Here is a 14950-nt window from a genome sequence, read left to right as displayed (position 1 = left end):
CGGGGCGCGCGCGTGCGGTCGGCGCACCCCGGGCGTACCGGTGGTCGAAGTGCGGCGCTACGAGGCCGGGGTGCCCGGAGCGGCCGGGGCCACCGGGGCGGTCGAAGAGGCCGGGGCCGCCGGGGCGGCTGCGGCGGTTCGCGTCCCCGAGGTCGTCCCCGCGGCGGCCGTCCCCGACAGGCGGATCAGCCGGGACTCGCAGTGGTCCAGCCAGCGGGCCTCCGCCTCGGTCTGGAAGATCAGCTGCTCCAGGACGAGCAGCCAGGCCACGTCGTCCCGCTCCCGCGCCCCGCCGCCCTCGACGGCGAGCAGGGCCTGCGCCTTGAGCCGGGTGTAGTCCTGCATCGCCTTCACGGTGTGCCGGCGCTGGGACTGGATGACGTCGCGGATGTCGACGCCGGGCGCGCCCACGGCCATGGCGAGCTTGATGGCCAGCTCGTCGCGGGCGGGGCTGGTGCGGTCCACCGGCTTCTCGAACCAGGTCCTGAGCTCGGCGCGGCCGCTGTCGGTGATCGCGTAGAGGGTGTGCCCGGCCGCGTCCTCGCCGCCCTGGGCGACCATGCCGTCGCGTTCGAGCCGGTTGAGGGTCGTGTAGACCTGGCCGACGTTGAGTGGCCAGGTGGAGCCGGTGCGGGACTCGAACTCCGTACGGAGCTGGGAGCCGTAGCGAGGGCCGCGTTCGAGGAGGGCGAGGAGCCCGTGGCGGATCGACATACTCAGTATGTATACCCGGTATGCCGACGTGGACAACCGTCCTGAGACGGAAGCCTCAGGTCCGACTCAAGGGGGACCCGGCGGTCCTGGTGGAGGTCAGCGGCGGCGCATCCGGAGCCCGAGGAAGCCGATGCCGAGCCCCATCAGGGCCAGCCCCACGCCTAGGGTGAGGACGGGAATCCGCTGGTCGACGAGGGCGGGCGAGGCCTCGGCCGAAAGGCCGGGCGCCGCGGCGGGCAGGCTGGCGGGCGCCGCCTCGGGCGGCGCCGGATCCTCCTCGCGTACCGGTTCGTCCATCCCCTCGGCGGTCTGGCGCTCGCGCGAGCTTGTAGCGGTTTCGGTACGAGAGGGGTGGGGCGGGGGCGCCGAGGCGGTCGCGGAGGGAGTCGCGGACTCCGGGCGTCCGGGGTGGGGCCGCCCTTCGCCGGCGGGCCGGCCCGCGAGGGAGGCGGAGCCGCTCGGGGCGGGGGCGTCGGAGGGCTCGGCGCTCGGCGCGGGCGGGGTGGAAGCCGCCCCGGTGCCGGTGGGCGCGGGCGCGGGGGAGGCGGGGGCGGCGGTGCCTGCCGGGGAGGCGGCGGTGCCTCCCGGAGAAGGGGACGGAGGGGCGGACCCGGAAGGGGAGCCGGCCGGCGCGGTCGCCGAGGGCGCGGCGGGGGACGGGCTCGCCGCGGGCGTCGGAGCCGTGGTGCCCACCGAGGTGCCGGGCGCCTCCGCCGCGTACCCGACGGACGTGGACCCGACGCGCGCGTGCCTGACGGACGTGGACCCGACCGACGCGGACCCGACCGACGCGGACCCGACGGGCGCGTGCCCGACGGGCGTGGACCCGACCGACGCGGACCTGACGGGTGCGTACCCGGCGGGCGTGGAGTCGGCGGTCGTGGCCCCGGGGTGCGCGTGCCCGATCTGCGCGTGCCCGAGAGGCGCGTACCCGATCTGCGCGTGCCCGGCCTGCGCGTACCCGAGAGGCGCGGCGTACAAGGCGCAAGCGCAGGTGAACGCGCAGGTGAGCGCGGGGCGCAGGGCCCTCGCGCGTGCCCTGCGGAGTGTTGGAGTCACCGGGTGACCCCCTCCCGTACCGAGCCGGCGAGATGTTCAACTCAGCGTCACATACCGGAAGATTTCCGGCATCCGGGACGGGGCAGGGGGCGTACGGCGGTCCTCGTGACTACCGCGGCACTACTGCGGCGGGTTGCCCGTCGAGATCTTCAGGGTGAACTCGGCGTCCTCGTCGGTGATGTCCTCACCGGCCGGCGGGTACTGCTCCAGGACCGTGCCCTCGCCGTACGTGGACTCGTCCACCGGGGTCTGGGTCATGAGCTTCCACCCGGCCTCCTGGATGCAGGCCTTCACCGACTGGATGTTCTTGTAGGTGAAGTTCGGGACCTCGAACTTGGTGGGGTCGTCGGCCGACTCCGAAGGCTGCGTGCACTTCTTCGTGTCGATCGTCTTGGTCAGGTCGGGGCCCTTGTGCCCGGGCGCCGCCGACTGGCTCTCCTGCGTCTGCGTGCCGCCGGTGCCGCCCGCCTGCGAGTTCGGGTCGTCCTTCAGGTTGAGCGCCACGATCAGTCCGCCGATCGCGAGCAGCGCGACGGCGATCGCGCCGACGAGCACCGGGGTGTTCCGGCGGGAGCCGGAGCCCGGGCCGCCGGTGGCGACGGGAGCGGGCATGGGCGCCGGCGTCGGGGCGTACGGCGCGGGGGCCGGGGTGGGGGCGTACGGGGCGGGCGTCGGCGCCTGCTGCGGGTAGCCGTACGACGGGGCGGGCGCCGGGGTCGCCGGGCCGTACGGGCCGGGCTGCGGCGTCGGCGGCAGGTAGGGCTGCTGCACCCCGTGCGCGGCCGGCGGCGGGGTCTGGCCGATGGGCGGGAAGACCGCCGAGCCGACGCCCGCGCCGCTGCTGACCGGACCGCCCTGGACGATCACCGGCGCGCTCGTCTGGCCGGCCGAGAGCACCCGCAGGCACTCGTCGCGCATGGCCGCGGCGCTGGGGAACCGCTCGTTCGGGTTCTTCCGCAGGGCGCGGGCGACGAGGGCGTCCATCGCCGGGGTCACCGAGCGGTTGACGGAGGACGGGGCGACCGGCTCCTCCTGCACGTGCGCGTAGGCGATGGCGAGCGGGGAGTCGGCGTCGAAGGGGAGACGGCCCGTCAGCAGCTGGAAGAGCATGATGCCGACCGAATAGAGGTCGGAGCGGGCGTCCACCGCGCGGCCGAGGGCCTGCTCGGGGGAGAGGTACTGCGGGGTGCCGACGACCATGCCGGTCTGCGTCATCGAGGTGACGCCGGACTGCATGGCCCGCGCGATGCCGAAGTCCATGACCTTGACCACGCCGCGCTTGGTCGTCATCACGTTGCCCGGCTTGATGTCGCGGTGGACCAGGCCCATCTCGTGGCTGACTTCCAGGGCGGCGAGCACGTCGGCCGTGACCTTCAGCGCCTTGTCGGCCGGCATCGCGCCGTACTGCTGGACGTCGGCGGCGAGGACCGAGCCGAGCGGCTGCCCCTCCACGTACTCCATGACGATGTACGGCATGACGGCGCCGTCGAGGGTGTCCTCGCCGGTGTCGAAGACCGAGACGATGTTCGTGTGCGACAGCTTCGCGACGGCCTGCGCCTCGCGCCGGAACCGCTCGCGGAAGGACTGTTCCCGGCCGAGTTCCGTGTGCAGCGTCTTGATGGCGACCTGCCGGTCGAGGGCGCTGTCGTACGCCAGGTACACCGACGCCATGCCGCCCTCGCCGAGAAGGTCGCGCAGCTGGTACCGGCCGCCCGCGACCGAACCGCCCGCATAGCGGCCCTGTGCGCCGTCCTGGCTCATCTGTGCTTCCCCCTACGCGCGCGTGGCGGCGTCGATGCCGGATTTTCCTGGCGCAAGTCTGCCGTAGGGCAGTGACACGTCAAGCCGCGCCCCGGTTCGGTACCCGTTCCGTGACCCTCCGCACAGGGAGCGATTCCACCCGGCCGGAGGAAACCCGTCGAATTTGCACAGGTGTACGTCGAGGGGGTTGGATGGCCGGTCCATCTCGGACCGGGGTGTCGCACGGAGCCTGTAGCGTGACGACTGGACACGGCACGACAGACGACGGCGAGGACTGATGGCACCCGAATCCGGAGCAGGTAACGGTGTGCCGGACGCGTCGGCGGAATCCTGGGGCGAGGGCGGCGTCGTCGGCGACGGCCGCTACCGCCTGACGCACCGCCTGGGCCGGGGCGGCATGGCGGAGGTCTTCGCCGCCGAGGACGTACGGCTCGGCCGCACCGTGGCCGTCAAGCTGCTGCGCGCCGATCTCGCCGAGGACCCGGTCTCCAAGGCGCGCTTCACCCGCGAGGCACAGTCCGTCGCCGGGCTCAACCACCACGCCATCGTCGCCGTGTACGACTCCGGCGAGGACCTCGTGGGCGGCCGGCCCGTGCCGTACATCGTGATGGAGCTGGTCGAGGGCCGCACCATCCGTGACCTGCTGCTCAGCGCCGAGGCGCCGGGTCCCGAGCAGGCGCTCATCATCGTCTCCGGGGTCCTGGAGGCGCTGGCGTACTCGCACCAGCACGGCATCGTGCACCGCGACATCAAGCCGGCGAACGTGATCATCACGCACAGTGGTGCGGTGAAGGTCATGGACTTCGGCATCGCGCGCGCCCTGCACGGCGCGCAGTCGACGATGACCCAGACCGGCATGGTCATGGGCACCCCGCAGTACCTCTCCCCCGAGCAGGCGCTCGGCAAGGCGGTCGACCACCGCTCCGACCTGTACGCGACGGGCTGCCTGCTCTACGAACTGCTCGCGCTGCGGCCCCCGTTCACCGGCGAGACCCCGCTGTCCGTCGTGTACCAGCACGTCCAGGACGCGCCGATCCCGCCGTCCGACGTCACGGGGTCCGTGCCGCCGGAGCTCGACGGCCTGGTGATGCGCTCGCTCGCGAAGGACCCGGACGACCGGTTCCAGAGCGCCGAGGAGATGCGCGGGCTCATCCAGTACGCCCTGCAGATGCTCCAGCAGCAGGGCGGCCACACCGGCATGTGGAACACCGGGCCGGTCGAGGTGCACGACGGCGGGCACACCCCGGGCGGCGGCATGGCCGCGACGACCGCGATGGGCCACCCGATGCACGGCGAGACCGCGCAGGGCCCGATACTCCCGCCGATGAACCCGGACGACGGCGGGTACGGCGGCTACGACGGCGGCACGGGCGGCACCGGCGGCTACGGCCAGAACGGGTACGGCGCGCAGAACGGCGGCAACGGCGGCCGGGGCAAGGTGTTGCTGCTCGTGGCGCTCGCGCTGGTCGCGGTCGTCGCCGGAGTCGTGTACGCGGTCAGCAAGGCGGGCGACCCGGGCGGCGGCGGTGGTGGCGTGACGCCGACGAAGACCGTCACCAACTCGCCGTCGACGGCCTCCGAGGAGCCCACTCCCTCCGAGGAGCCCACCCAGGAGCACACCGAGGAGCCGGGCACGTCGACGGGCGGCTCGACCGAGCAGCCGTGGACCCCGCCGACGACGCAGGCGCCGACCCAGTCCACGGGCATGCCGACGACCGAGACGCCGACGCAGCCGACGACCACGCCGCCGACGGAGTCCACGGACACGCCGACGGAGCCGACGAACGAGCCGACCACCGAGACCCCGACGGAGCCGACGAGCGAGCCGACCGACGCCACGGTGGGCGGCGCCGGCGGCCCGGACACCCCGACGACGGGCACGGGCACCGAGACCGGCTGACCGCCGCCCCCGTCCTTCGTCGCCTTCGCCGTGCTCAGCCGGCGAAGGCGTCGCGGACCGCCGCGTACTCGCGCGTCCACCAGACCGCCAGGGCCGACACCGCGGGGAACTGCGGGTCGGCCCTCCGGTCGTGCAGCTGGTAGCGCCAGCGCAGCGTCCAGAAGTCGTTGAGCCGCTCCCACCACACCCGGTGCGCCGCCGCCGCCAGCTCGGCGCCGTCGGCGCCCGTCGCCCGCCGGTACGCGCGCGCGTAGGCCCGTACCTTCTCCAGGGCCAGCTCCCCCTCCGGCCGTACGAAGAAGATCGCGGCGGCCCTGACCGCCTCCTCGGCCCTGGGGCGGACCCCGAGCCGGTCCCAGTCGACGATCGCGGCGGGCTCCGCGCCCCGGTACAGCAGGTTCAGCGGGTGGAAGTCCCCGTGCACCCAGCCGGCCGCGGAGGCGGGCGGCGGCCGGTGGTGGGCGTGCTGGGCGAGCAGCCTGCGCCGCTCCCTCAGCCGGTGCTCGGCGAGCGCGTCGAAGCTGTCGCGGGGGCGGTGGGCGCGGGCGAGGCGGAGCAGTTCCTCGATGGCGCGGAAGGTGTCCTCGGGGTGGGCGCTCGCGTGGTCGCCGCCCGGCGGCGGGGACTCCATGACCTGCTCCAGGCAGGTGTGGACGCGGCCGAGGAGGGTGCCGAGGCGGCGGGAGCAGCCGGTGGACAGCTGGGCGCCGTCGCGGTGGCGGCCGTCGACCCAGGGGTGCAGGGCGTAGCAGTGGCCGCCGACGAGGGCGACCGTGCGGCCCCGGCTGTCGGGGAGCGGCGGGGCCACGGGCAGGCCGAGGGCGTGCAGGCGCTGGGTGGCCCGGTGCTGGCGGGTGATGGTGGCCCGGTCGGAGGTGGGGGCGTCCAGGTGCTGCTTGAGGAAGTAGGCCCCGCGGGTGGTGGAGAGCCGGTAGCCGCGGTTGAGCAGGCCCTCGGTGACGGGGACGCAGGAGAGGGGCTCGCCGACGTCCGTGTAGCGGCGCAGGAGGGGGCGGACGGGCGGAGCGTGGGATACAGATGAGCGCGGCACTCCGCAGATGTTAGATCACGCTGCGTGGTGGAGGTGTCGCTCCGCGGAACGGTCCTCGGGCCGCTCGCCGGAACGGTCCTCGGGCCGCTCGCCGTAGTCGAGCTCGTGGACCGTCACGAACTGCGGTTCGATCCGCAGGAACACCGGGGTGAAGGGCTCGCCGTCCACCCGTACGGGCTCGGGGCCGAAGGCCGCCCGCTCCTCCTCCGTCGGCTCGACGATCTCGGCGGTGCCGGTGAACTGCACGGACCAGATGCGCTCGGCCCCGGAGTCGCAGTTGTCCGCGCCGTACGCGACGACGCTGCCGTTGCACGCGCGGTGGTAGCCGAGGCCGCGGTGCATCCGGAGCAGGACCCGGCCGCCGGCCACGACGTGGCGGGCGGGGGCGACGAACGGCATCGCCCGCATGCTCGTCGCCACCCGGCCGTACGCCACGCGGCCGAGCAGCTCGATGGCGCGGACCTCGTCGGCGGACGCGGCGCGGACTTCGTCGGCGGACACGGCGGGGACCTCGGCGGTGGACATGGCCTCGGCGGTGGGCATGTCTTCGTCGGTGGACATGGATTCCACTCTCCGCCACCCGCACCGTGTCGGAAAAGGGGCCCCTGCCCCGGTTCGAAAGGGACGTAGGTCCCGAAACCGGGCCGGGCCGGGGCGGGTCCCGGGGATGCCCCCGGGACCGGGCCCGTCAGTGGCGCTCGGCCTGGAGCCTGGCCACGTACGCCGCGGCCTGCGAGCGCCGCTCCATGCCCAGCTTCGACAGCAGGCTGGAGACGTAGTTCTTGATGGTCTTCTCCGCGAGGTGGAGCCGCTCGCCGATGACCCGGTTGGTCAGGCCCTCGCCGATCAGGTCCAGGATCTTGCGCTCCTGCTCCGTCAGGTTGGCGAGCCTGTCGTCGCCCTTCGGGTTGTTGCCGTCGCGCAGCCGCTCCAGGACCCGGGCGGTGGCCACCGGGTCGAGCAGCGACTTGCCGGCCGCCACGTCCCGCACGGCGTTCAGGAGTTCGTTGCCCCGGATGGCCTTGAGCACGTAACCCGAGGCCCCGGCCATGATCGCGTCGAAGAGCGCCTCGTCGTCCGCGTACGAGGTCAGCATCAGGCACTTGATCGACTCGTCCTGCGAGCGGATCTCCCGGCACACCTCGACCCCGCTGCCGTCCGGCAGCCGGACGTCGAGCACGGCGACGTCGGGGCGGGTCGCGGGGATCCTGACCAGCGCGTCCGCGGCCGTCCCGGCCTCGCCGACCACCTCGATGTCGGCCTCCACGGAGAGCAGCTCGTGGACGCCGCGCCGGACGACTTCGTGGTCGTCCAGCAGAAATACCGTGATTTTTCCTTGTTCGCGCACCCGGTCAGTCTCACATATTGGCTCTTCCCGCGCCCGGGGTGCGCGGGATAACGTGCCGGGTGTTCCGGCGGCCCTCCGAAGCCGTTGCCGACGCGCTGACCAGCCGCTGTTCCCTCTTTTCTCGATTTACTTGGAAATCCAAGCAAAATCGCAGGTCAAGTGGGGTTTCGCGGGAATGCCGTGCTGTGGGTAACGTGCCTATGACAGGGCGCTCGCCGGGGCACCTGTCACGCCCGACCCCGGCCGCGTCGCACCCACCCCGTGCGAAGGGTACGGATAAGGCGGAGAGCCGCACTGGCCTTGCCCGGCGAACCCGGAGGCCGGACCGACGGAGGAGCACGCACGTGACCGTGGAGAGCACTGCCGCGCGCAAGACGACGCGACGCAGCAGCGGCACCAAGCGCACCGCAAGCGCGAGCACCAGCACCACCAAGAAGACGAGCACGCGCGCCGAGGCGGGGCCCGTGGAGCCCGAGCTCGTCCAGCTGCTGACGCCTGAGGGAGAGCGCGTCCAGCACCCCGATTACGACATCGACCTGAGCGTCGAGGAGCTGCGCGGTCTGTACCGCGACATGGTCCTCACCCGTCGCTTCGACGCCGAGGCGACCGCCCTCCAGCGGCAGGGCGAGCTGGGCCTGTGGGCCTCGCTGCTCGGCCAGGAGGCCGCCCAGATCGGCTCCGGCCGGGCCCTGCGGGACGACGACTACGTCTTCCCGACCTATCGCGAGCACGGCGTCGCCTGGTGCCGTGGGGTCGACCCGACGAATCTGCTGGGAATGTTCCGCGGCGTGAACAACGGCGGCTGGGATCCCAACAGCAACAATTTCCACCTGTACACGATCGTCCTCGGCTCGCAGACCCTGCACGCCACCGGTTATGCCATGGGCATCGCCAAGGACGGCGCGGATTCCGCCGTACTCGCGTACTTCGGCGACGGGGCCTCCAGCCAGGGCGACGTCAACGAGTCGTTCGTCTTCTCCGCGGTCTACAACGCCCCGGTCGTGTTCTTCTGCCAGAACAACCAGTGGGCGATCTCCGAGCCCATCGAGAAGCAGACCCGCGTCCCGCTCTACCAGCGCGCCCGCGGCTTCGGCTTCCCCGGCGTCCGCGTCGACGGCAACGACGTCCTCGCCTGCCTGGCCGTGACCCGCTCCGCCCTGGAGCGCGCCCGCCGCGGCGAGGGCCCGACGCTCATCGAGGCCTTCACCTACCGGATGGCCGCCCACACCACCTCCGACGACCCGACCCGCTACCGCCGCGACGCGGAGCGCGAGGCGTGGGAGGCCAAGGACCCGATCCTGCGCCTCAAGGCGTACCTGGAGAACGAGGGCCACGCCGACGCGGCCTTCTTCGAGGAGCTGGAGGCGGAGAGCGAGGCCCTCGGCAAGCACGTCCGCGAGGTCGTCCGCGCCATGCCCGTCCCGGACCACATGGCGATGTTCGACCACACGTACGCGGACGGGCACGCGCTCGTCGACGAGGAGCGTGCGCAGTTCGCCGCCTACCAGGCGTCCTTCGAGGGCGGAGAGGCCGAGTAATCATGGCTGTTCAGAAGCTTCCCCTGGCGAAGGCGCTCAACGAGTCGCTGCGCAAGGCCCTGGAGACCGACCCCAAGGTCGTCGTCATGGGCCTGGACGTCGGCAAGCTCGGCGGTGTCTTCCGGATCACCGACGGTCTGCAGAAGGACTTCGGCGAGGACCGGGTCGTCGACACCCCGCTCGCCGAGTCCGGCATCGTCGGCACCGCGATCGGCCTCGCCCTGCGCGGCTACCGGCCGGTCGTGGAGATCCAGTTCGACGGCTTCGTCTTCCCGGCGTACGACCAGATCGTCACCCAGCTGGCGAAGATGCGGGCCCGTTCGCTCGGCACGGTGAAGATGCCGGTCGTCATCCGCATCCCGTACGGCGGCGGCATCGGCGCCGTCGAGCACCACTCCGAGTCCCCCGAGTCGCTCTTCGCGCACGTCGCGGGCCTCAAGGTCGTCACCCCGGCGAACTCCTCCGACGCCTACTGGATGCTCCAGCAGGCGATCCAGAGCGACGACCCGGTCATCTTCTTCGAGCCCAAGCGCCGCTACTGGGACAAGGGCGAGGTCGACACCGAGGCCATCCCCGGCGAACTGCACAAGGCCCGTGTCGCCCGCGAGGGCACGGACCTCACCCTCGTCGCCTACGGCCCGATGGTGAAGACCTGCCTGGAGGCCGCCGCCGCCGCGGCCGAGGAGGGCAAGTCGATCGAGGTCGTGGACCTGCGCTCGATCTCCCCGCTCGACTTCGACACCATCCAGGCCTCGGTCGAGAAGACCCGCCGCCTGGTCGTCGTCCACGAGGCGCCGGTGTTCTTCGGCTCCGGTGCGGAGATCGCCGCCCGGATCACCGAGCGTTGCTTCTACCACCTGGAGGCCCCCGTCCTGCGGGTCGGCGGCTACCACGCGCCGTACCCGCCGGCGCGCCTGGAGGAGGAGTACCTGCCGGGCCTGGACCGCGTGCTCGACGCCGTCGACCGCTCGCTGGCGTACTGAGGAGAGCACGACCATGACGATCCGCGAATTCAAGATGCCCGACGTGGGCGAGGGCCTGACCGAGGCCGAGATCCTCAAGTGGTACGTCCAGCCCGGTGACACCGTCACCGACGGGCAGGTCGTCTGCGAGGTCGAGACGGCCAAGGCCGCGGTCGAGCTGCCGATCCCCTTCGACGGCACGGTCCACGAGCTGCTGTTCCCCGAGGGCACCACGGTCGACGTCGGCCAGGTCATCATCTCGGTGAACGTCGGCGGCGGCGCCGAGCCCGAGGCCCCGGCGGCGCCCGCCGCGGCCGCCGCCCCCGCGCAGGAGCCGGTGGCCGAGCCGGCCGCCGAGCCGGAGGGCCGCCAGCCGGTCCTCGTCGGCTACGGCGTGGCCGCGTCCTCCACCAAGCGCCGGGCCCGCAGGACGACGGCCGCCCCGGCCGCCGCTCAGGCCGCCCCGGCCGCACCCGTCGCGGCCCCCGTCGCGGTCCCCGAGCAGCTCAACGGCCACGGCCCCGTGACCGGCGACCGGCCGCTGGCCAAGCCGCCGGTGCGCAAGCTCGCCAAGGACCTCGGCGTCGACCTGGCGACGGTCACCCCGACCGGCCCGGACGGGATCATCACCCGCGAGGACGTCCACGCGGCGGCCGCCCCGGCGCCCGCCCCGGCCGTCGAGGCCCCGGCGCCCGTGGCGGCCCCCGCCCCGGTCGCGGCTCCGGTCCAGGCGGCGCCCGCCGCCGTGTCGGACGCCCGGGAGACCCGTATCCCCATCAAGGGCGTACGGAAGGCCACGGCGGCGGCGATGGTCGGCTCGGCCTTCACCGCGCCGCACGTCACCGAGTTCGTGACCTTCGACATCACGCGCACGATGAAGCTGGTCGAGGAGCTCAAGTCCGACAAGGACATGGCGGGCCTGCGGGTCAACCCGCTCCTGATCATCGCCAAGGCCGTCCTGGTCGCGGTCAAGCGCAACCCGGACATCAACGCGGCCTGGGACGAGGCGAACCAGGAGATCGTCCTCAAGCACTACGTGAACCTGGGCATCGCCGCGGCCACCCCGCGCGGTCTGATCGTGCCGAACATCAAGGACGCGCACGCCCAGACCCTGCCCGAGCTCTCGCGGTCCCTGAGCGAGCTCGTCGCCACCGCCCGCGAGGGCAAGACGACCCCGGCGGCGATGCAGGGCGGCACCTTCACCATCACCAACGTCGGCGTCTTCGGCGTCGACACCGGTACGCCGATCCTGAACCCCGGCGAGTCCGCGATCCTCGCGGTCGGCGCGATCAAGCTCCAGCCGTGGGTCCACAAGGGCAAGGTGAAGCCGCGCCAGGTCACCACGCTGGCCCTCTCCTTCGACCACCGCCTGGTCGACGGCGAGCTCGGCTCCAAGTTCCTGGCGGACGTCGCCGCGATCCTGGAGAACCCGAAGAGGCTCATCACCTGGGCCTGACGCCCCATGTGACCGTTTCACGTGAAACATCCGGTGGTGGCACCAGCCGCCACCGGATGTTTGTTTTCGGCTCCCGTAAGGAGTCCAAGATGCGGACGCGGCTGTCTGTTGCACCCCTGTTGTATCTATGCTGTGCGCATGCCATCAGCGCCAGCCGGTCCCGCCCCCCTGCCCACGAAGCAGCCCCCCGCCGCCGACCGCGTCTACATGCACGTCAAGCAGGCCGTGCTCGACCGGCGTTACGAGGGAGGGACCCTCCTCACCGAGGGCGAACTCGCCCAGGCCGTCGGGGTGTCCCGCACCCCCGTCCGCGAGGCGCTGCTCAAGCTGGAGATGGAAGGGCTCCTCAAGCTCTACCCGAAGAAGGGCGCCCTCGTCCTCGCCGTCTCCGCGCAGGAGATCGCCGACGTCGTCGAGACCCGGCTGCTCGTCGAGGAGTTCGCCGTCCGCCGGGCCGTGCCCGCGCCCGCCGCCCTGATCGCCCGCCTCGAAGAGCTCCTGGAGGAGCAGAAGCGGCGCGCCGAGGCGGGGGACCTCGCCGAGGTCGCCGTCACCGACCGCTGCTTCCACGCCGAGATCGTCAAGCACGCCGGCAACCAGATCCTCGCCCGCCTCTACGACCAGCTCCGCGACCGCCAGTTGCGCATGGGCGTCGCCGTGATGCAGTCCCAGCCGGACCGCGTCGCCAAGAACATCACCGAGCACGCCGAGATCCTCGACCGCATCAAGGCCGGCGACGTCGAGGGCGCCGCTACTTGCGTCCGCCAGCACCTCAGCTGGGTCAAGGTCCTGGTCCGGGGTGAGGCCCGGTGAGCGCCCCGTCCCTGCCCGGAGACCCGCCCGGCGGGAAGCGCGCCGCCCTCGTCTGGGGCGTCGGCGTCGCCGTCTACTTCGTCGCCGTCATCTTCCGCACGTCCCTGGGCGTCGCCGGACTCGACGCCGCCGACCGCTTCGACGTCAACGCCTCCGCGCTCTCCACCTTCTCCATACTTCAGCTGCTCGTCTACGCGGGCATGCAGATACCCGTCGGCCTCATGGTCGACCGGCTCGGCACCAAGAAGGTCCTCGCCCTCGGCGTCGTCCTCTTCACCGCCGGCCAGCTGGGCTTCGCGCTCTCCCCCTCGTACGGCACGGCCCTCGCCTCCCGCGCCCTCCTCGGCTGCGGCGACGCCATGACCTTCATCAGCGTCCTGCGGCTCGGCAGCCGCTGGTTCCCCGCCCGCCGCGGCCCGCTCATCGGCCAGGTCGCCGCCCTCTTCGGCATGGCCGGCAACCTCGTCTCCACCGTCTTCATCGCCCGCGCCCTGCACGGCCTCGGCTGGACGACCACCTTCGTCGGCAGCTCCCTCGCCGGCGTCGTCGTCCTCGTCCTGCTGCTGCTCCTCCTCAAGGACCACCCCGAGGGGTACGAGCCGGAGCCGGCCTCGCACGCGGGCGCCGCCTTCGTCCGCCGCCAGATCGCCGAGTCCTGGCGCGAGCCCGGCACCCGGCTCGGCATGTGGGTGCACTTCACCACCCAGTTCCCGGCCATGGTGTTCCTGCTGCTCTGGGGCCTGCCGTACCTCGTCGAGGCGCAGGGCCTGTCCCGGCCCACCGCGGGGACGCTGCTCACCCTGGTCGTCCTGTCGAACATGGTCGTCGGCCTCGCGTACGGGCAGATCATCGCCCGCCACCACGCGGCCCGTGCCCCGCTCGCCCTCGGTACGGTCGCGGCCACCGCCCTGCTGTGGGGGACCACCCTCGCGTACCCCGGCCACGCACCGATGTGGCTGCTCGTCACCCTCTGCCTGGTCCTCGGCGCCTGCGGACCGGCCTCGATGATCGGCTTCGACTTCGCCCGCCCGGCCAACCCGCCGGAGCGTCAGGGCACCGCCTCCGGCATCGTCAACATGGGCGGTTTCGTCGCCTCGATGACGACGCTGCTCGCCGTGGGCGTGCTGCTCGACGCGACCGGCGACGACTACCGGATCGCGTTCTCCTCGGTCTTCGTCCTGGAGGCCCTCGGCGTCGTGCAGATCCTCCGCCTCAAGGCCCGCACCCACCGCAGGGAGCGGGAGCGGCTCGTCGCGAGCCGCGTCGAGGCCGTGCACGTGCCCGTCTGACAGGTCCCGCGTCGAGGCCGTGCACGTGCCCGTCTGACAGGTCCCGCGTCGAGGCCGTGCGCGTACCCGTCTGGCAGGTCCCGCGTCGAGGCCGTGCGCGTGCCCGTCTGACAGGTCAGCGGGGCGTCACCGCGAAGTTGTCCAGGATCGCCGCCGCGAGGCCCTCGTCGCCCTCGATCTTGACCCGGTCGGCCACCTCGGCCGGCCGGACCCGGCCGCAGGCGAGGCGTACGAACGTCTCCCAGTCCGTCGCGAGGGTCACCGCGGGGCCGAGGGACGGCGCCCCGTCGATCGAACCGCGCCCCTCCGCGTCGACCCGTACCGTCCGCAGGAACTCCACAGGACCGGTCACGTCGAGCACCACCGCCGAGGACGCGGGCGCCCCCGCGTCCTGCGCGATCACCTTCGGCAGCGCCTCCAGGAGCACGTCCCGGGCCACGAGCGCACCCGCCGAGTCCAGGTTGCCCGGCACGCCGAGCGCCGTCCGCAGGTCCTGCTCGTGCACCCACACGTCGAAGGCACGGTCCCGGTAGCCGAGTTCGAGGGTCTGCTCGGCGCCGAGGGGAGCGCGGATCAGATGCTCGGGGGAGCGGCTCTCGTTGCGGAGCTGCCGGGCCCGCCGGATGAGGATGTACTCCAGCTCCGAGGTCATCTCCGGGGCGGTGTGGTGCCGCCGCACATCGACCTGGACCTCCATGTAGCGGGCGAAGTCACTGCGCACGTGGTACAGGTCGCGGGGCAGGGAGTGGATCGGCCGAGGGTCGCCGAGCATCTCCGTCTCCATGCCGATCACGTGGGACACGATGTCCCGCACCGACCAGCCGATGCACGGGGTCGGCCGGTTCCATTCGCCCTCCACGAGGGGCTGTACCAGCTCGGCTATCGCCTCGATGGAATGGGTCCAGGCGTCGGCGTAGTTCTGGAGGCTGGGATGGACGGTCACGGGACCCCTCGGCGGTTCTTCGGTGCGCGGGCTGAAAACACGACTGGGTGGGAGGCTCGGACGCTAAGTTACGCTGCCCGAAGGCACCCCGGCAGTGCTTTCGTGTGACGATCGTA

14 protein-coding genes are annotated in these 14950 nt (G+C 72.6%); 7 read left to right on the top strand and 7 right to left on the bottom strand.

The features are described 5' to 3' along the window. Positions 1 to 57: 57 nt before the first annotated feature. Both SVTN_RS18500 and SVTN_RS18495 read right to left on the bottom strand, forming a co-directional pair. Positions 58 to 714: a PadR family transcriptional regulator gene (locus tag SVTN_RS18500; protein WP_052499193.1), complete on the bottom strand. Its 657-nt coding sequence runs from the start codon at positions 712 to 714 to the stop codon at positions 58 to 60. Between the two features lie 96 nt (positions 715 to 810). After that, a complete protein-coding gene (locus SVTN_RS18495) occupies positions 811 to 1011 on the bottom strand; it encodes a hypothetical protein (RefSeq protein WP_041130102.1) in 201 nt (66 codons plus the stop codon). Between the two features lie 280 nt (positions 1012 to 1291). On the opposite strand from SVTN_RS18495, the gene SVTN_RS18490 reads away from it, so the two are divergent. Further along, on the top strand, positions 1292 to 1780 hold the full coding sequence (locus SVTN_RS18490) for a hypothetical protein (protein WP_159026468.1): 489 nt from the start codon (positions 1292 to 1294) through the stop codon (positions 1778 to 1780). A gap of 113 nt (positions 1781 to 1893) precedes the next feature. Here SVTN_RS18490 and SVTN_RS18485 read toward each other — a convergent pair whose 3' ends face one another. Next, complete coding sequence (locus tag SVTN_RS18485; RefSeq protein ID WP_041130100.1) at positions 1894 to 3534, bottom strand: protein kinase domain-containing protein; 1641 nt, start codon at positions 3532 to 3534, stop codon at positions 1894 to 1896. Between the two features lie 277 nt (positions 3535 to 3811). On the opposite strand from SVTN_RS18485, the gene SVTN_RS18480 reads away from it, so the two are divergent. After that, complete coding sequence (locus tag SVTN_RS18480; protein WP_041130099.1) at positions 3812 to 5434, top strand: protein kinase domain-containing protein; 1623 nt, start codon at positions 3812 to 3814, stop codon at positions 5432 to 5434. 34 nt (positions 5435 to 5468) lie between these two features. Here SVTN_RS18480 and SVTN_RS18475 read toward each other — a convergent pair whose 3' ends face one another. The 3 genes from SVTN_RS18475 to SVTN_RS18465 form a co-directional block, all read right to left on the bottom strand. Beyond that, positions 5469 to 6485, bottom strand: coding sequence for a phosphotransferase (locus SVTN_RS18475; protein ID WP_041130098.1), 1017 nt, complete (start codon positions 6483 to 6485; stop codon positions 5469 to 5471). A gap of 15 nt (positions 6486 to 6500) precedes the next feature. After that, entirely contained in the window at positions 6501 to 7010 is a 510-nt protein-coding gene (locus SVTN_RS18470) for a pyridoxamine 5'-phosphate oxidase family protein (protein ID WP_078908764.1), read from the bottom strand. A 163-nt stretch (positions 7011 to 7173) separates the two neighbouring features. Then, positions 7174 to 7833 (bottom strand): response regulator, encoded by a 660-nt coding sequence (locus tag SVTN_RS18465; RefSeq protein WP_041130097.1) that lies wholly within the window; start codon positions 7831 to 7833, stop codon positions 7174 to 7176. Positions 7834 to 8177: 344 nt separating this feature from the next. Here SVTN_RS18465 and pdhA point away from each other — a divergent pair, with 344 nt between their 5' ends. The 5 genes from pdhA (at position 8178) to SVTN_RS18440 (ending at position 13891) form a co-directional block, all read left to right on the top strand. Next, complete coding sequence (gene pdhA, locus SVTN_RS18460) at positions 8178 to 9371, top strand: pyruvate dehydrogenase (acetyl-transferring) E1 component subunit alpha (protein WP_041130096.1); 1194 nt, start codon at positions 8178 to 8180, stop codon at positions 9369 to 9371. A 2-nt stretch (positions 9372 to 9373) separates the two neighbouring features. Then, positions 9374 to 10354, top strand: a complete 981-nt coding sequence (locus SVTN_RS18455; protein WP_041130095.1) for an alpha-ketoacid dehydrogenase subunit beta — start codon at positions 9374 to 9376, stop codon at positions 10352 to 10354. 13 nt (positions 10355 to 10367) lie between these two features. Continuing rightward, complete coding sequence (locus SVTN_RS18450) at positions 10368 to 11789, top strand: dihydrolipoamide acetyltransferase family protein (protein WP_041130094.1); 1422 nt, start codon at positions 10368 to 10370, stop codon at positions 11787 to 11789. Between the two features lie 138 nt (positions 11790 to 11927). Continuing rightward, a complete protein-coding gene (locus SVTN_RS18445) occupies positions 11928 to 12602 on the top strand; it encodes a GntR family transcriptional regulator (RefSeq protein WP_078908763.1) in 675 nt (224 codons plus the stop codon). Beyond that, entirely contained in the window at positions 12599 to 13891 is a 1293-nt protein-coding gene (locus SVTN_RS18440; RefSeq protein WP_041130092.1) for an MFS transporter, read from the top strand. The genes SVTN_RS18445 and SVTN_RS18440 overlap by 4 nt, the downstream gene beginning before the upstream one ends. A gap of 115 nt (positions 13892 to 14006) precedes the next feature. Here the strand turns inward: SVTN_RS18440 and SVTN_RS18435 are convergent, their stop codons facing one another. Further along, positions 14007 to 14834, bottom strand: a complete 828-nt coding sequence (locus tag SVTN_RS18435) for a maleylpyruvate isomerase family mycothiol-dependent enzyme (protein ID WP_041130091.1) — start codon at positions 14832 to 14834, stop codon at positions 14007 to 14009. Positions 14835 to 14950: the final 116 nt, after the last annotated feature.

It is taken from the genome of Streptomyces vietnamensis, assembly GCF_000830005.1.
Classification (GTDB): Bacteria; Actinomycetota; Actinomycetes; order Streptomycetales; family Streptomycetaceae; genus Streptomyces; species Streptomyces vietnamensis.
The sequence above is the reverse complement of the archived record's forward strand: the minus strand, read 5'-3'. Positions and strand labels throughout refer to the sequence as shown.